Origin of the sequence: Methanolobus sp. ZRKC2 (assembly GCF_045291185.1) — an archaeon.
Classification (GTDB): Archaea; Halobacteriota; Methanosarcinia; order Methanosarcinales; family Methanosarcinaceae; genus Methanolobus.
The window spans coordinates 2,223,643-2,241,025 of record NZ_CP146980.1; the positions used below are offsets into that span (position 1 = coordinate 2,223,643).

At 43.2% G+C, this 17,383-nt stretch carries 19 protein-coding genes; 16 read left to right on the forward strand and 3 right to left on the reverse strand.

Going from position 1 to position 17,383, the window contains the following annotated elements; all coding sequences use genetic code 11:
* Positions 1-17: 17 nt before the first annotated feature.
* The 3 genes from V7O62_RS10635 to afpA are packed head-to-tail and all read left to right on the forward strand — an operon-like array spanning position 18 to position 1,946.
* Positions 18-644, forward strand: coding sequence for a flavodoxin family protein (locus V7O62_RS10635; protein WP_406656302.1), 627 nt, complete (start codon positions 18-20; stop codon positions 642-644).
* The gene (locus V7O62_RS10640) at positions 641-1,348 is read left to right on the forward strand and encodes a ferredoxin--NADP reductase (RefSeq protein ID WP_406656303.1); all 708 of its coding nucleotides are present in this window, start codon (positions 641-643) and stop codon (positions 1,346-1,348) included. The genes V7O62_RS10635 and V7O62_RS10640 overlap by 4 nt, the downstream gene beginning before the upstream one ends.
* A gap of 52 nt (positions 1,349-1,400) precedes the next feature.
* Positions 1,401-1,946 (forward strand): archaeoflavoprotein AfpA, encoded by a 546-nt coding sequence (gene afpA, locus V7O62_RS10645; protein ID WP_406656304.1) that lies wholly within the window; start codon positions 1,401-1,403, stop codon positions 1,944-1,946.
* A 30-nt stretch (positions 1,947-1,976) separates the two neighbouring features.
* On the opposite strand, the gene V7O62_RS10650 is transcribed toward afpA, so the two are convergent.
* Positions 1,977-2,798: a hypothetical protein gene (locus tag V7O62_RS10650; RefSeq protein WP_406656305.1), complete on the reverse strand. Its 822-nt coding sequence runs from the start codon at positions 2,796-2,798 to the stop codon at positions 1,977-1,979.
* Between the two features lie 11 nt (positions 2,799-2,809).
* Positions 2,810-3,913 carry an inositol-3-phosphate synthase gene (locus tag V7O62_RS10655; RefSeq protein ID WP_406656306.1) on the reverse strand — a complete coding sequence of 368 codons (1,104 nt, stop codon included), beginning with the start codon at positions 3,911-3,913 and terminating at the stop codon, positions 2,810-2,812.
* A gap of 291 nt (positions 3,914-4,204) precedes the next feature.
* Here V7O62_RS10655 and V7O62_RS10660 point away from each other — a divergent pair, with 291 nt between their 5' ends.
* The 11 genes from V7O62_RS10660 to V7O62_RS10710 all read left to right on the forward strand — a co-directional run bounded on the left by V7O62_RS10660 (position 4,205) and on the right by V7O62_RS10710 (position 14,591).
* Entirely contained in the window at positions 4,205-4,693 is a 489-nt protein-coding gene (locus V7O62_RS10660) for a ferritin family protein (RefSeq protein WP_406656307.1), read from the forward strand.
* 15 nt (positions 4,694-4,708) lie between these two features.
* Entirely contained in the window at positions 4,709-5,923 is a 1,215-nt protein-coding gene (locus V7O62_RS10665) for an FprA family A-type flavoprotein (protein ID WP_406656308.1), read from the forward strand.
* 48 nt (positions 5,924-5,971) lie between these two features.
* Entirely contained in the window at positions 5,972-6,247 is a 276-nt protein-coding gene (locus V7O62_RS10670; RefSeq protein WP_406656309.1) for a ferredoxin-thioredoxin reductase catalytic domain-containing protein, read from the forward strand.
* 118 nt (positions 6,248-6,365) lie between these two features.
* Positions 6,366-6,848, forward strand: a complete 483-nt coding sequence (locus V7O62_RS10675) for an HPP family protein (RefSeq protein WP_406656310.1) — start codon at positions 6,366-6,368, stop codon at positions 6,846-6,848.
* A gap of 3 nt (positions 6,849-6,851) precedes the next feature.
* On the forward strand, positions 6,852-8,024 hold the full coding sequence (locus V7O62_RS10680) for a cation:proton antiporter (RefSeq protein ID WP_406656311.1): 1,173 nt from the start codon (positions 6,852-6,854) through the stop codon (positions 8,022-8,024).
* A 102-nt stretch (positions 8,025-8,126) separates the two neighbouring features.
* On the forward strand, positions 8,127-8,594 hold the full coding sequence (locus V7O62_RS10685) for a PAS domain-containing protein (protein WP_406656312.1): 468 nt from the start codon (positions 8,127-8,129) through the stop codon (positions 8,592-8,594).
* A gap of 26 nt (positions 8,595-8,620) precedes the next feature.
* Complete coding sequence (locus tag V7O62_RS10690; RefSeq protein ID WP_406656313.1) at positions 8,621-9,556, forward strand: carbohydrate kinase family protein; 936 nt, start codon at positions 8,621-8,623, stop codon at positions 9,554-9,556.
* A gap of 36 nt (positions 9,557-9,592) precedes the next feature.
* Positions 9,593-12,286 (forward strand): cation-translocating P-type ATPase, encoded by a 2,694-nt coding sequence (locus V7O62_RS10695; RefSeq protein WP_406656314.1) that lies wholly within the window; start codon positions 9,593-9,595, stop codon positions 12,284-12,286.
* A 4-nt stretch (positions 12,287-12,290) separates the two neighbouring features.
* Positions 12,291-13,637: a hypothetical protein gene (locus V7O62_RS10700; protein ID WP_406656315.1), complete on the forward strand. Its 1,347-nt coding sequence runs from the start codon at positions 12,291-12,293 to the stop codon at positions 13,635-13,637.
* Positions 13,638-13,723: 86 nt separating this feature from the next.
* A complete protein-coding gene (locus V7O62_RS10705) occupies positions 13,724-14,131 on the forward strand; it encodes a bacteriohemerythrin (RefSeq protein WP_406656316.1) in 408 nt (135 codons plus the stop codon).
* A gap of 88 nt (positions 14,132-14,219) precedes the next feature.
* A complete protein-coding gene (locus tag V7O62_RS10710; protein WP_406656317.1) occupies positions 14,220-14,591 on the forward strand; it encodes an ArsR/SmtB family transcription factor in 372 nt (123 codons plus the stop codon).
* Positions 14,592-14,595: 4 nt separating this feature from the next.
* On the opposite strand, the gene nikR is transcribed toward V7O62_RS10710, so the two are convergent.
* Positions 14,596-15,015, reverse strand: coding sequence for a nickel-responsive transcriptional regulator NikR (gene nikR, locus V7O62_RS10715; RefSeq protein ID WP_406656318.1), 420 nt, complete (start codon positions 15,013-15,015; stop codon positions 14,596-14,598).
* A 143-nt stretch (positions 15,016-15,158) separates the two neighbouring features.
* Here nikR and purC point away from each other — a divergent pair, with 143 nt between their 5' ends.
* Together purC and V7O62_RS10725 are read left to right on the forward strand one after the other, a co-directional pair.
* Positions 15,159-15,875 carry a phosphoribosylaminoimidazolesuccinocarboxamide synthase gene (purC, locus tag V7O62_RS10720; RefSeq protein WP_406656319.1) on the forward strand — a complete coding sequence of 239 codons (717 nt, stop codon included), beginning with the start codon at positions 15,159-15,161 and terminating at the stop codon, positions 15,873-15,875.
* A 56-nt stretch (positions 15,876-15,931) separates the two neighbouring features.
* Positions 15,932-17,383 (forward strand): phytoene desaturase family protein, encoded by a 1,452-nt coding sequence (locus tag V7O62_RS10725; protein ID WP_406656320.1) that lies wholly within the window; start codon positions 15,932-15,934, stop codon positions 17,381-17,383.

The following is a 17,383-nucleotide window of genomic DNA, read 5'->3' on the forward strand; positions in this document are numbered from 1 at the left end:
CAGTATGGAGTGCCAGCATGTCAGACAATCAAGGTATCCGTTTGTTGGGAATATCGGGCAGCCCACGGAAAAAGGCTACGGATTATATAGTCAACGAAGCCCTGCAGTATGCAAGGGATAAATTCGGGGCTGAAACCGAATACTTCTCTTCAAGTGGAAAGGACATGAAGTTCTGCATCCATTGTGATTATTGTGTGCGAACCAAAAAGGGGTGCATACATAAGGATGACCTTGTTGAGCTCTACGAGAAGATGATTTGGGCAGATGCCTGGATCATCGGCACTCCGGTATACCAGGGCACTTTAAGTGCCCAGACAAAAACAATACTGGACAGGTGCAGGGCGGTTGTCGCTCGTGATCCGAAAGCCTTTTTAAATAAGGTAGGAGCAGCTGCTGCTGTGGGCGGTGACAGGGTCGGAGGTCAGGAACCCGCGATCCAGGATATACATGCTTTCTATGTTATCAATGAAATGATACCCGTAGGGGGAGGGTCATTTGGCTCTAATTTTGGCGGAACGTTCTGGTCTCAGGATCGGGGTGCAGAGGGGGCGGCTGAAGACTCCGAAGGTACAAGGAGCCTTCGCAGGACAATGAAAAAACTGATGGAAACTACACAATTGATAAAAAAGATACAACAGGGGTGAGTATCTTGAAGTTCGAGGGAGCGGTGATCGAAATATTGCCGCGGAGCAAGAACATAAAGAGTTTCAGGTTCAAAAGGCCTGAAGGTTTTGATTTCAAAGCCGGGCAATATATTATTGTAACCATAGCTGTCGATGGAAAAAATGTCAGCAAACCTTTCAGTCTCTCAAGCAGTCCAACGGAAAAGGACTATATCGAATTCACAAAAAGACTTACAGGACACGAATTCTCCAACGCACTTGATTCTATGGAAGTAGGGGATATAGCTGGGATCAGTGGGCCTTTTGGAAAGATGACTTTTGAGGGAAAATATGACAAGATAGCACTCTTGAGTGGAGGCATAGGCATTACACCCATGAGAAGCATCTGCAGATACTGTACTGATATGGGACTTGACACTGATGTGGTGCTGATTTGCAGTGACCGGACTGAGGATGACATGATTTTCTGGAAAGAGCTAATGCAAATGATGGAGCATAATCCCAATCTAAAGGTCTTTCAGACTCTTACAAGGGCATCAGAATCCTGGCATGGCTGTAGGGATCGAATAAACGCAGATATCCTGAAAGAACAGATTCCGGATTACAATACGAGGGAGTTCTTTATCTGCGGTTCTCCCGGCATGGTGAAGTCTATGGTGGAGATGCTTCTGTCAGTAGGTGTACCGCGTGAGAAAATTAAAAGGGAATCACTTGCAGGCTATTGAAAGATAATTTAAATTGGTTTTACTGATAAACTTATTTATTAGGAGGATTTGAATGAAAAGGATTGCATGGGGTATAACAGGCTCAGGAGACCTTATTAAGGAAACTTATGATGTGATGGTGGATATCAAGAAGAGAACTGACATTGAAATGATGGTTTTCCTTTCAAAGGAAGGGGAAGTCGTTATGAAATGGTATCATATGTGGAATGATATACAGAAGGATTTTCCCAATTTTAAGTCCGAGGGTGGTCCAAATTCTCCTTTCATTGCCGGTCCACTTCAGGTGGGGTATTATGATGCATTAATCATAGCTCCTGCTACTGCAAATTCCGTCGCAAAAATTGTATACGGTATTGCAGATACGCTTGTAACCAACACTGTCTCACAGACCGCAAAGGGAAGCACTCCAATATACATTCTGGCAGTAGACAGGGAAAGAGGTACAGTGAAGACTTTTTCTCCTGAAGGAAGAGAAATGGAACTCAAGATGAGGGAAGTTGACGTTTCAAATACCGAGAAACTTGCACAGATGGAAAATATTACTGTCTTGGAGAGTCCTGAGGACATATACGATATCGTAGGCCTTAAACGCAAATAACTGTCCGATCCGGTTGACGTGAAAAAGTAATCAGAAGAAAGTATAACCTTCCTGGAAATAGATTGGCGGCAGTGAGTTTGTTATCCCTTTTAGCCTGGGAATTGCTTTTGAAGCTGCAAAAGCCGCCAGCATGCTGTCAAGAGCATCACCATCTTCATTGTTAAGCATAGAATTTTTGACCTCAGTAGTAACTGAAATTCCAAGTTTTTCCATTTTTTCCAGGATGTGTTTCCTTGCTTCTTTTTCCCTGCCGGATTTTCCTTTATATGAAATGTAGAGTCCTTCTTTTTTCAAAGTCGAGGCAGGACATATTTCCATAAGCCACGGCTTACCTCCTACAGGCTCTTGCATTGGTATCATACAGGCGCTTCTTTCTTTAAAAAGAGGGAGAAGAACGTCACGGATGCCGAAATAAGTCTGTCTGTAGAGCCTCAGGTTGTAAACACAAAAAGGAGCTTTCACCTCTGTATCAGTAAGGCGCTTTAGCTCTTTCTTGTGGGTAAGTTCTCTCATCTTATTGCGGAACTGCTCAGGAGAAGTATAACTTTCAGCAAACCCAGATACAAAGGACTCCCAATCGTCGGTGAATAGTAATTCCTTGGGCAAGCTGAAAGGAAAGTCCATCCCGAAAACCCCATCAGGACTGCTGCTGATGAGTGATCTCAGGGCTAGGAGACAGGAATCCCTGTCCTTCTTTTTGCCAGATACTATGTCCTTTATCGGATAACATCTCAGGATATGCAAAGTGCTTTTTTCGATAATAGCTTCGCTGATCCAAATCTTATTGCATGCTGTTTTCGAACCGCTGAAGTCAACACCGTATATGCGGTGCTTTACTTCAGTTTGTGTCATAAAATATCCTTTCAGTTAGAACGTTCACCAGATATGAAATCAAGAGTCATCTTATGAGCTTCATCGTCGGTGAATTGCTTTGGCGGATGCTTCATGAAATATGAAGATGGAGAATAAAGGATACCGCCTGTTCCACGGTCTAAGGCAAGTTTACAGCATCTGATAGCATCAATGACTACACCTGCGGAATTAGGTGAATCTTCTACAGAGAGGCGTAACTCAAGATTCATCGGAACATCACCAAAGAGCTTGCCTTCCATTCTCAGGAAACATACCTTATTGTCATTCTGCCAGGGGACGTAATCACTTGGTCCGACGTGGATGTTATCATCTTCCATTCTCTGGGAGACAACTGACTGTACTGCTTCTGTTTTAGATTCCTTCTTAGATGCAAGTCTGCTTCTGTTGAGCATGTTAAGGAAATCGGTGTTGCCGCCGGTGTTGAGCTGGTATGTTCTCTCAAGTTTTACACCACGCTTGTTGAAAAGATCCGCCAGTGTCCTGTGAGTGATGGTAGCACCAAGCTGGGCTTTTATATCATCGCCGATTATTGGTATGCCTTTCTCTTCGAACCTTTTTGCCCATTCGAGGTCACTTGCAATAAATACCGGCATGTTGTTGATGCAGGCCACACCTGCCTCAAGCGCGCAATCCATGTAGAAACGTGTTGCTTCTTCAGAACCTACAGGGAGATAATTTAACAATATTTGCGCACCGGATTCTCGTAGCTCCCTGACAACGTCCTCCTTATTAGGTTCAGGTTCGTCAGATAATACAAATGTCCTGTTTTCGTCATAATTGGCCATGTGTTCGGAAAATCCGTCCTGTATCCATCCCATTTTTACTTTTGCGCCGGTTTCTGGAACATTCGGACAAAAGACAGTAGTGCAGTTCGGCAGTGCAAAAACAGCTTCAGAAACATCTTTTCCAACTTTTCGTTTATCAATGTCAAAGGCCGATACAATTTCTATATCGAAGGGCTTGTAACCACCAATATCCCAGTGCATCAATCCTATAGCATCGCTTTCATCCTTGGTTTTATAATACTCGATACCCTGAATAAGGGAACTTGCACAATTGCCAATTCCTGCAATTGCTATTTTGATCTTGTCCATTCCATTACCTCTGCCAAAATAATAGTTTTTAGAATTCTGGGAATAAATTAAATCTAACCTCTCTAATGGACAATTTTAGATAAAAAGGTTTCTAAATAAAGGAATACGTAGGCCCTTTTCTTTAAATGGGTGATATCAGTGGACATGATAGCAGGAATCAGCTTTCGTAAGTTATATTAAGCCTTAGTCAGATAGGCAAATTAAGTGGGTTTTGTTCTTTAGTCTGGCAAACAAACACGAATAGTATTGGCCAAGTTGAATTATGACATTCACTTGTCAGGGGATATTCAGATGAAAGATGTTCTACATGAAATAGCAGATGAACTGGACCAGCTAGAATCGATGGATGAAGCAATTGCCATGGCAATTGAATTGGAGGAGGAAGGAAGGGAGTACTATGTGGAAAAAGCATCTACAATAGAGCATGCGACCGGTACTGACATCTATATGTTCCTTGCGGATGAAGAAAAGAAGCATGCAGATTACCTAAGGCACTTCCGTGAATCCAAGAAAGTGCCTGTTGTTGAATTCAAATATCCTGATTTCAAAGCTTCCTTTAAAGAGGAATTCTCTAACAAAATGCTTGAAGAGATAGGGATACTTCTGGGAGCTCTTAGATTCGAACACAAGAGTGAGTATTTCTATGCAGAGATGGCAAAGAGGGCCACCGACGAAGAACAGAAAAAATTTTTTGAGGATATGGAAGGTGTTGAGAGAAGCCACTATTTGATAATAGAGGAGCTTCTCGAATATGCTACGCAATTCAGGATGCAGACATAAGCAGGAGAACTTTTTATGGATGATAATGAACCATTGAAAATAGCCGAGGGCATATACTGGGTAGGTGTTGTTGACTGGAACCTGAGAGATTTCCATGGCTATGAAACTCCTAAAGGTGGCAGCTATAACGCGTATCTTATAATTGATGAAAAAATAGCACTTATTGATACAGTAAAGGCAACTTTTTCCGAGGAAATGCTCAAGAGGATAAAGAAAATAGTTGATCCGTCAAAGATCGACTATGTAATATCCAATCATGTTGAAATGGACCACTCAGGTTCATTGCCTGTCATTATGGAGGAGGCTCCAAATGCCACACTTGTTGCAAGTGCCAAGGGCAAGGCGGGATTAGGTGAACATTACAAGGAAGATGGGTGTGAAAACTGGAACTTCCAGGTTGTGAAAACCGGGGATGAAATAAGCCTTGGCAAAAGGACACTTATGTTCATCGAAGCCACAATGCTTCACTGGCCCGACAGTATGCAGACATACCTCAAGGAAGACAAGATACTATTCTCCAACGATGCTTTTGGCCAGCATATTGCTACTTCCAAGCGCTTTGATGACGAGGTAGAGGATGTCATGGAAGATGCGGCTATCTATTATGCCAACATACTGCTGCCTTTCAGTCCTCAGGTCCTGAAGTACATGAAGAAACTGGGTGAACTGGGCTTAGGCACGGATATGACAATAGCACCTGCTCATGGAGTGATATGGAGAAAGAACCCTGCCAAGGTGATAGAAGCCTATGCCAGATGGGCAAAAGGTGAAACATCTCCGAAAGTACTGGTAATTTATGACAGCATGTGGGGCAGCACTGAAAAAATGGCCATGGAAATTGTTGAAGGTGTAAGGTCTGCAGGTGTTGAGGTCAGGCTGCGCCATCTCAGGAAGAATGACTGGAGCATGACAATGAAAGAGGTCATGGAATCTCCTGTCATCGCAATAGGATCTCCCACAATGAACAACAGGATGTTCTACACGATATCCGGTTTTCTAACTTATGTAGCCGGACTTCGCCCCAAGGGCAAGAAATACTTCCTCTTCGGTTCCTATGGATGGGGAGGAGGAGCTGTCAAAGGCATGGAAAAGGAAATGGAGTCTGCAAGGTTTGAACTTGTAGAGGAAAGCCTTCAGGTCAAGTACAGGCCCTATGAGGATGATCTTGAGAAATGCAGGGCTGTGGGTCAGAAGCTTGCAGAGATAGCAAAAGAAGAGGCAAAATATTAAATTCATGCGAACAGTTTAATTAATAAAGTAAGGTCAGAAGTGGTAAAAATGAAATTCGAAGGCGAACTTGAATCAGAATTCTATGAAAGGTCACAGAAAAGTGCAGAGAAAGCAGGGTACAGGCTCAATTCAGACTGGGATGTAATCACTACTGCGGTCAAAGGTATCTGTAACAACAAAAAAGAATATGGCGAATGGTACTGCTTCTGCCAGAAGAGAACCGGGGATAAAGAAAAAGACAAGAAAATCATTTGTCCATGTGCCGCAAGGACGAGGGATGTTGAAACCCGTGGTGCCTGCAAGTGTGGACTCTATATTAAGTAAGCAATATTGATTGCTGGCCCGGGATTTATGACATCTCTTTTTAGTCTGTTTCCCGTGCCAGCCAGAGACTGTACTGACTACTATTTTCCTCACCTAAATTGAATAATGGTGATGCAGGATGGATTATGACGGAAAATCTCTTCCAAGGGACAGTTCCAGGCTGTCCGACAGATGTAAGTCTGTCCTCGTAAGTGAAATAATGTCCAGGGATCCGGTAACTGTTATGGAAGATGATTCCATTGATAGTGTTATCGAAATGATGACGAAAAATCCTTACCATATTTATCCGGTGACCGATAAGAAGGGGAAGCTTGTTGGAATCATCGGTCAGGATAACATACTGAAGTTCCTTTTTTTCGAGAGAATTCCGCGTAATGATCATACGCATCTCATGGCTGTAAAAGCGCTGAGCGAGACTGCTGGAAAGCTAATGATACAGCATCCCATGACAGTCGATCACAAAACAAATCTCTGTGATGTCGGGGATCTGATGATTAAGCATCATCTTGATCGCATATGTGTTGTCAGGGATGAGATGCTTTTGGGTGTAGTTTCTAAATCGGACGTGATCAAGGAAATTCACAGGCTTCGGGGTAACTGATGAATGGAAGTCCTTTTTCAGATACTGATAATATTATTCCTTGCCAGGATACTTGGTGAGGTAAGTGAAAGAATTGGTCTTCCTTCTATTGTAGGTGAGATTGCAGCGGGTTTTACTTTTGCCCTCTTTTTCAGGCCGGAAAATACTGAGATATTCAAATTTTTCGCAGAGCTCGGAGCTATTTTTCTCCTGTTTTCAGCAGGATACAGGGAAGTTCATCTTAAAGATCTGGAAGATACATCAAGAAGTGCCTTAATCCCTACAATATCCCAGATATTCGTTTCATTCTGCTTTGGATTTTTTCTTGGAAGAGCATTTGACTTTGGCATCGTAGAAAGCCTGTTTATGGCAGTGGCTTTTAGTCCTACCAGTATAAGTGTTGTTGTAAGGACCCTTATAGAATCTGACTACCTGTCGAGTAAACCCGGCTCCCTGATGCTTACCTCGGCAATATATGACGATATTATAGGAATTTTTCTCCTGTCTATGGTTGTATCACTGGCAACATCCAATCAATTTCCATCGGGGAGCTCTATGCTGATCATATTGGCAAAGATAGCAGTTTTCCTCTTTATTATGTTACTGTTGGGGTTGAAGTTGTTGCCACCAGCTTTCGGCTATATCCAGAAAATGCATACGAGAGAATCATTATTCTCTTTTGTAATCATAGTTGCCCTTTTATCCGCTTTTCTCTCCCAGGCTTTCGGGCTCCATGCCGCTATAGGAGCTTTTTTTGCAGGAGTCGTTCTCTCTGACCTGCCACTTGCCAAAATAGATACAGTACAAAAAAAGGTCAGTGGTCTTGCATACGGGCTATTTACACCCATTTTTTTTGCCTTTATCGGTTTTTCAGTTGAAATTCCTGCAGTAGGGGCTTCAGGCTTTTTCGCCGCAGCAGTGATTGTTCTGGCTCTGGCTGCCAAATTCATAGGCGGATTCGGAGGAACAAAGTTGATTGGTTTTAAAAATAAAGACAGTCTCATCTTCGGAATCGGTATGATGCCAAGGGCCGGTGTGGAACTTGTAATAATTAGTATTGGCAGGGAACTGGGGGTTATCAGGGAGGAGATATTCTCAGCAATTGTCCTGATGGTAGTAGTTTCTATCATCATTTCTCCCTTTTTACTGGAAAGGGCGATCAGGTACAAGGAAAGAGAAACAAATTTTGCCCGATGATCCGGGGAACAGGTTTCGTTCAGTAAATACTTTATCGGGGAATGAAAGATTAATACTGGGTATAACTGTAAAGACCAAGAGGGTTTCAACGGGGACTAGAATATGACAAGAAATGAGGAGAATGAGCTCGAAGAGCAAATATCTCTTGAAGATGCCTGTGGTGAAAAGAGGCGGCCTGTACGTGCTGTACATGGCTTTGAAATGTATGCCAGAGTCCTTGAAGAACTGATCAATCATATTCCTGTAATTGCTTTTGTGAGGGAGGCAAAAGAAGGTGGGATTGTTGAGTTCATATCAGACAATATCTCTGATCTGGGGTACAGTGCAAAGGATTTCCGTTCCGGAAAACTTGCATATGAGGACATTATCGACCCCGAAGATGCCCCCGGAGCATTGCTTGAACTCAGGGAGAATGCCCGGGAAGGAGCTTATGAGTTTTCCCAGACTTTCAAGATAAGGACTAAAAAAGGCCTGATCAGATGGTTCAGGGAGGACACCTTCATTTCCAGAAATGATGAAGGAAGGCCGGTTTACTACATCGGAACGCTGAAGGAGATAGCAGAGCAGTGATGATACTGCTATTTTGAGGAGAGAACATGTCCCGGGTATTTTCTATCAGTGAGACGTTCCTGGATATCCTGTTCAAGGATGGAAAGGTGCTCTCTTCCTGTCCGGGTGGGTCCATGCTCAATAGTTCAGTATCCCTTGGAAGGACGGGGACAGATGTATTCCTCTTAACTGAGTTTGCAGACGATGATATAGGAAATATGATTTGCAGTTTCCTGAAAGAAAATCGTGTTTCTACGGAATACCTATCTATCTATTCCGGAAGGAAATCTCCTCTTTCACTGGCTTTCCTGGACCATGTGAATGATGCAAGTTATAGCTTTTATGAAGACTTTCCGGAAAAAAGAACTCTGAAAGCGGTTGATGACCTGAAGCCGGATGACATTATTATTTTTGGCTCCATACTGGCCATCTCAAATGAGATCCGATTTGAACTCACGAGATTGCTTGACGAAGCAAAAAGAGCAGGTTTGGCTATAATCTATGATCCTAATTTCAGGCCTTCTCATGTGCAATCACATGAAGTGACAAAAATGGTGCGTGAGAATATCGGATATTCCAGCATTGTACGTGCATCGGATGAAGATATGATGAATATCGAAGGAATCAGCAATGCCGATGATGCCTATGAATATGTATGCAATAATGGTTGCAAGTGTCTTGTGTACACAGCCGGCACCAACGGGGTCCATCTCAGGACTCCTTCAGTATCAAAGTATTATGCTGCACATGAAATAAGCGCAGTCAGCACCATTGGTGCAGGGGACAGTTTCACTGCCGGCATCACTTATCAGCTCATTAGGGAAGGCATCCTGCCCGGAAGTACTGACACTATCCCGGAGCCTGTCTGGGACAGAATTATCGGGAAAGGTATTGACTTTGCTTCGGAAGTTTGCAGAGGAAACGAGAACTATATCTCTAAAAGTTTTGCCGCCGGGATGGAAAAGATTGAAGATAACAGTTGATCAAAAAGAAGATTGATGGGTTAATGGAGGGTTTGAGTGGTCGAAGGTTCAGATCAGATCGAAGAGTTATTCACCAATGTCGGCAGTTCCAGGCAGGGTCTCAATGAAGACCAGGTCCGTGAACGCCTCGAAAAATATGGATTGAATCAACTTGAGGAAACGAAGAAGACCACAGCCGGTGATGTTCTTGTAAGACAGTTCAAGAATTTCATAATCTGGGTGCTTGTCGCAGCGGCACTGCTTTCTTTGCTTGTCGACGAGATCATTAATTTCTGGGTCATAATGGCAATTACTTCTGTTGTCATTGTGCTCGGTTTTTTCCAGGAGTTTCGTGCCGAGAAAGCCATGGAATCCCTTCAGAGTATAGTCCAGCCCGAGACTACGGTTATAAGAGAAGGCAAACCCCGAAAAGTGAAGACCGGGGAGATTGTTCCCGGGGATGTGCTTGTCCTGGAGAGTGGAAATAAAGTTCCGGCTGATGCGGTTGTTTTTGAAAGTGTTGCCTTGAGGGTAGATGAATCCTCCCTTACCGGTGAAAGCCATCCGATCGGTAAAAATGAATCCGAGGAGATATTTGCAGGTACCCAGCTAGTGCATGGAAAATGCATGGCGGTTGTCGTCACTACCGGGATGGATACCCGCTTAGGTCTGATTGCAGGGCTTATTCAGATAGAAGAGGAAGAAACTCCTCTCCAGAAAAAGATAGCCAACCTGTCACGCAACCTGGCCATACTCGCATTGGTTGCCTCAGTCGTTACATTTTTCCTGGGGCTGGTCAAAGGCGCTCCGGTTGAAGATATGTTCCTTATAGCCATTGCACTGGCCGTGGCGGCAGTGCCTGAAGGCTTGCCTCTTACCATGACATTGACCCTTGCTTTTGGGATGAGGAGGATGGCACACCATAATGCTATCATACGAAAAATGCTGGCTGTTGAGACCCTGGGTTCCACAGATGTTATCTGTACGGACAAGACCGGGACACTTACCAGGAATGAGATGACGGTTGAGAAAATATTCGTCAATGAGAACATAATTGATATCACAGGGTCCGGTTATACTCCAAAAGGAGAGTTTCTTGAAAATGACCAGCAGGCTGCAATCAAAAGCGATACTACAACCTTGAGACTGTTGAAAGCTATATCTCTCTGCAATAATTCTTCCCTTGAGAAAAGGAATGATAAATGGAATGTTGTTGGTGACCCAACTGAAATTGCGCTCACGGTGGCTGCAGCAAAGGCGGACATCTGGAAGGATGATCTTGAAGATGTCTATCCGAGGATCGAAGAAGTCGTATTCACTTCCGAGAGGAAGCTGATGACGACTGTGCATGAAAGTAACGGAAAAACAATTTCATTCACAAAAGGTGCTCCGGAAAATGTTCTTGAAGTCTGCGACGACATGGAAGTCAATGATAAACTCATTGAGCTAAATGCTGAAATGCGCAGAAGCATAATGAAAAAAAATCTGGATCTTGCATCTTCAGCTTACCGAATACTCGGGGTTGCGTATAGGAAGAACCCGGACACTTCTTCCGAAGAAGCAATCGAAGAGCATATGACTTTTCTGGGACTTGTAGCTATGATCGATCCTCCTCGTGAAGAGGTAAAGGAAGCTATGGTCACAAGCTACAACGCAGGTATCAGGGTTGTTATGATCACCGGGGATAACCAGGAAACTGCAAAAGCCATTGGAAACGGTATAGGTCTCTTTGATTACAAAACCGAATGTGCTTTGCCTGAACACGTAGAGGTCGAAGATGAAGAAAAGATAATGCGTATTATGGAGGACTGTGCGGTAACAGGCCAGGAACTTGATGAACTGGATGATGATGAGTTTGAAGCACTGGCGGATCACATCAATGTTTATGCCAGGACAAGACCGGAACAGAAGCTCAGGATCGTTAAGGCACTGCAGAAACAGGGACACATAGTCGCGATGACAGGCGACGGTGTAAATGACGCACCTGCATTGAAAAAGGCTGATATTGGCATTGCTATGGGTATTAAAGGCACGGATGTTGCAAAGGAATCCAGTGTGATGGTGCTTCAGGATGATAATTTTGCAAGCATTGTTGAAGCTGTGAAGAGGGGAAGGGCAATTTATGAGAACATAGAGAAGTTTACGACCTATCTGATCTCAAGGAATTTCACCGAGATCATACTTATCCTGCTGGGTATAACTTTGCTTGGTTTTGAGCTCATTCCCCTGCTGGCTTTGCAGATATTGTTCATAAATATGTTCAGTGAGATTATGCCTTCAATAGGCCTCGGACTTGACCCTCCTGAAGAAGGTATAATGGATCGGGATCCGCGGGATCCGAGAGAGAGTATTCTCAACAAACGCAATCGTGTATTGATGTTGAGCAATGCTGCTGTGATGGGTTTTGCATCTTTCATGGTTTTTGTATACAGTGACCCTTATGAAAATCTACAACTTGCAAGAACACTTACCTTCGCAACTGTTGTTAGCATGATACTCTTTGTTCCCTTTGCTTTCCGGTCCCTTGACCGGTCCATATTCAGCATAGGTTTCTTCGATAACAAGTTGATGATTGCCGGTGTAATCGTCAGTTTCTTGCTGACGCTGTCTGCAATGTACATTCCGGTCCTTAGCGAAATATTCGAACTGGTTCCCCTGACCCTGCAACAATGGTTGCTGCCATTTGGAGTCGCATTCCTAACGATGCTTGTTATAGAGTTGATAAAGACTGTTACAAAAAGTGTGAAGTGAAGTAATGATATCAACAAGGAGTTTAAGTAAGGCTTTGGTGTTCGTCCTGGTGGCCGTCATATTGTTGATAGCTGCTTCGATGATTTATGATCCCGGTCCGCAACCCCAACAGGAAATCCCGGCAGAAGTACTTGAATGTGATTACTGTACTTTTAATTACAGGATACCATTTACACTTGGTTACACCCACCAGCAACCGGACGGAAACCGCCTTGTGGAAGGGCAGAGTGATCTTCCGAATGCAAGTTATGCTGAAGTCGACTTAGGAGAAACTCCTTCCTGGATAGTGGCCTCACCAATGGGCAATGAAAGCATCTGGGTTGCTGTTTCTGATGATGGGAATGTTAGTGCGTTCAGTCTCATGGACGGTGTTTTGGAACAGACTAACATCACTCCTAACAGAATCCATGCTGATAGTCCTCCTCTTCTGACGGTAAAAGGCGGAGAAGCTTTTCTTGTTGCTTCCGGTGCTTCCAATGAATCATTGTTAACGCATCCGATTGTTCTTACAAACTCTGGAAAGAATGTATTCATTGATACAGGAAATGATCTTGTTTTCAGGGTAAACGAAGAGGAAGCCGCACGTTTTGAAGTGGAAGCTCTTCCTGATGCACGCCTGGTTACAGATGAAAACGAGCGAATATTGTTGCTTACCGGTGCAACAACAGATTATGGTCACGGAGTACTCGGGGATGAGATAGAAGCTTCAAACATAACAATTGTGGAGAACACAAGAAATACTGCAATCGTCAACGTCATAGAGCTTCCTTCGGATGATGTGGCAGAGGGAATTGCTCCTATATGGGCTGATCTCGACGGGGATGGCATACGTGAAATCATAGTGACCCTGAGCAATAAGGATGAGGGAGCAAGACTTGTTGTTTTTAATGAGAATGGAGATATTCTGGCCTCCGGATCTGCCGTGGGTCAGGGATACAGATGGAGGCACCAGATAGCTGTTGCTCCTTTCGGGCCTGAAGGGGAGATGGAAATTGCTGCCGTACTGACGCCACATATCGGAGGAGTTGTTGAATTCTATGAACTGGAGGGCAACAGGCTGCAGGTAGTTGCAAGCATTCCGGGATACACTTCCCACCAGATCGGTTCCCGTAATCTGGACATGGCTGTTGCAGGGGATTTTGATGGGGATGGGAATATTGAACTGCTGCTGCCTTCACAGGACTTTGAGAGTCTGGGAGCTATCCGGCACACGGAAGAAGGGGCTGAAGTTGTGTGGCAGCTATCACCTGGAGGAAAGCTCAGTACTAACCTGGCTGGTGTACAGCTTAGGGATGGAAGTATTGCAGTGGGTGCAGGAACAGAGGATGGGAAATTGAGAGTGTGGTATTGAAATATATTACGTAGTGGGAATTGATAAAAAAAGTTGCTGACTATATATTTATATATTTAAAATATAATATTTGTTTGTGATTTAAAATGGCACTTGTAACCTGGTCAGATAAATACAGCATGAACATCAAGGAAATCGATGAACAGCACCAAAGCCTGGTGCGAATGATAAACGAACTGCACGATGCAATGTTACAGGCAAAGAGTAAGGAAGTTGCACTTGGCATCATTAATAATATGGCTGAATACACGCAGTATCATTTCTCAACCGAGGAAAAATACATGCAACAATTCGAGTATCCCGGATATGCTGCACACAAAAAAGAACATGACAAGTTCATTGAAAAGGTAGGTAATTTCAAGAATGATTACGAAAGCGGAAAAACCGGATTAAGTTTTGATCTTCTGAACTTCCTTAAAGACTGGCTTGTTACTCACATACAGGAAAGTGACAAAAAGTATTCTCCTTTATTCAATGAAAAAGGTCTGAACTGATCTTTTTTGAATGCATGTTCTCATATTGTAGTTGTAGTCCCGGGAGGGCTACAAAACTTATTAACCCTCAAAGACAATAATCAAGCAGATGAAAATAGAATCGACCCAGGAGTGTCCGGAACCCTACTTTCTTCCTGACGAAACGACCTTAAAGGTTCAGAAGGCAATGCAGGAAGATGTGGATTCAATGGCATCTCTTTTTAAAGTTTTGTCCGATCCGGTGAGGATACACATACTCAAGGCATTGGAAGTTAGCGATCTTTGTGTTTGTGTACTGGTGGAGATTACCGACTACAAACATTCGGCACTTTCGTATCACCTGAAATTGCTCAAGGATGCAAATCTTGTAGAATCAAAAAGGGAACGTAATTTCCAGATGTATTGTCTGACGGATTTTGGAAAAGTCCTGTTAAGGACGATGGAATCGTCCTTTAATGAAAAATTGCAGGCTCAATTATAATTTTTCAGCTTTCGGAAGGAAGGGCTGTGTTAAGCTTTACGTAGGTAACACCTTTGAGTGACATGATCCTCTCAGCGACAACTTTGACATCTTCTCCTTCCCCGTCAAGGATGATTACCTCGAGACAGTTATCATGGTCAAGGTGAATGTGGATTGCTGATTTTATAAGGTGGGAATAATCGTGCTGTATGTCTGTCAGAGCACTTGAAAGACCACGTTTTGTGTGGTCGTATATCAGTGTGATGGTACCAACACGTCTGCCTTTTACATCGCTCATCCATTCGTAGTGTGTAATATAGTTCCTTATGGCGTCCCTGATACCTTCTGATCGGGAGGAATAGCCTCTTTTTTCTATAATAGTATCAAACTTGGTAAGCAGGTTTTCCGGAAGTGATACACCTATACGCATAAGTTCCTGGTCCATTGAGATCACCTTTAATAATCATATATGTCTGAAATAATAACATTTTGTATGCAATTATAGTACACAAGTTAAGACATAAATAATTATACTTATCAAGCATAAAGCATTAGAACTTAAAAGGCCTTAGTCGAACGGTGATGCCAATGAAAAGGGAAGAATTGTATTCAGGTAAAGCAAAGACGATTTATAAGACAGATGATCCAAAGAAGTTTGTTGCCCAGTTCAGGGACAGCTTAACAGCATTTGACGGCAAGAAAAAGAGTGAGGCTGCTAAGAAAGGCTACTATAATGCCCAGATATCCAGGAAACTCTTTGAAATGCTGGAGGAGGAAGGTATAAAGACCCATTATATCTCAATGGAATCTGATACCGATATGCTTGTTGATGCGGTGGAAATAATTGCCATAGAGGTGATCCCGCGTAATATTGCTGCAGGTTCTATCACACGTAAGTACCCTATAGAAGAAGGAACTGTTTTTAAGAAACCCGTGATAGTTCTGGACTTTAAGAGTGATGAGTATGGTGACCCGATGCTCAATGAAGATATTGCTGTTGCCATGGAAATTGCAAGCTACGAAGAGATAGCACAGATACGTGAGATGGCACTTAAGATCAACAACATTCTCGTGAATTACCTTGATGAGAAAGGATTCCTTCTCCCTGACTTCAAGCTTGAATTCGGAAGAAAAGACGATGGTGAGATTGTTGTAGCCGATGAGATCTCATGTGATACCTGCAGGCTCTGGGACAAGAGTACAGGGCAGTCTATGGACAAGGATATCTTCCGTTTTGATAAAGGCGATCTTTCAAAAGCATATGAGGAAGTCGCAAGGCGCATAGTGCCTGAGATCTTCGAATGAAAATAAATATATACTATTTTTTATATTTTCCATACTAGAGACCCTGAGGGGATGAAATGGAAAAATATGATGTAATAGTTGTGGGAGCAGGCATAAGCGGCCTTTTGTCTGCCCTGTCACTTTCCAAACATGGAAACAGAGTGCTGGTTCTTGAGAAAAACGAGTTTGTCGGAGGAAACTGTAACAGTTATATGGTGGATGGTTTCCAGGTAGACACTGGTGCTCATGCCATTACGCATCTTCAAGCTGGCCCCTTGAGGAGACTGATGGATAATTACTTTGATTATGTTCCTATCTTCGAGGACTACGGCCATTATTTTGTACGTACTGAAGACTCTTTTATGAAGGTACCATCCAACGTCAAAGAATTTGTTACGTTTGATGTTCTCCCCAGAAAAGACAGGATTGTGGTCACACAGGCAATTACCAAAGCCCTCACCCTTTGCACATTTGGGATTGATCTCTCAAAGCAATCTGTATATGATTCAATGCCTGGCAAGCTTTCCAAGGAAACATATGATTTCATGGATGCTATCTCCCATTTCCTTTCAGGAAAGGATATGAGGCAGACATCTGCCCAGAGAATCCTGGCGGGGAGCAGCTTTGTAAGGGACAGTGTGCCTCAGGAACAGCTTGAAAGCATAATGAATAATGAGGAGAAACCGCAGACAGACTCCGTTCTAAAATCGATCTTACCTACCAACCTGCACACATCCATGCAAACAAGGATGGACAAGGTCTCTATACCTATGATGTCATCTCTTGGAAGACTGGCTACCAATCAGGTAAGCTATTCCCAGGGCTATCCCCGAAAAGGTCTGAAGGCGCTTCTAAATGCTTTGCTTTTCTCCCTTCCCAGAAGTGTTGAAATAAAAACCGATTGTGAAGTAAGCAAGATACTTACTGTGGACGGGAAAGCGGTTGGTGTTGAAGCTGATGAGATTTATTATGCAGACAACATTATTTACACCGGTTTTGTTACGGATCTGCCAAAAAAGGTTGATAACCTGCCTGCTTCTTATGTGGATGAACTTAAAGGAGTAGTCCATACAAAGAGTCTTACAGTCTGGCTAGGACTGGATAAGGTAATGAAAGATTTTAGTTATACAGGATCTGAGATATGGTTCAAGGAAAATCCCTACTGGGCCATGCCTATCAGCAATTATGATGCCTCACTGGCTCCAAAAGGAAAACAGCTTGTTGGTTTTAGTTTTATCGTTAACGATGGAAAGGACGAGGCTTCGGTGATTAGCAAGGCATATGAGACTATTTATCATGCCATCCCTTCCGTCGAGGATCATGTTGAGATGAAGCATGAGCAGATTACCGTTCCTGAAAAGGCTGCCGTGACAATTGATGGTTATTTTGCGGACGTCAGGACACCTGTAAAGAACCTCTATGTTGCGGGTACCGATACTGATAAACGCAGCATGGGAATTACGAGAGCATCTTACTCTGTCATTGAATTATTAAAAAAGATGAATGAGGACGGCAACCTTCACAAATAA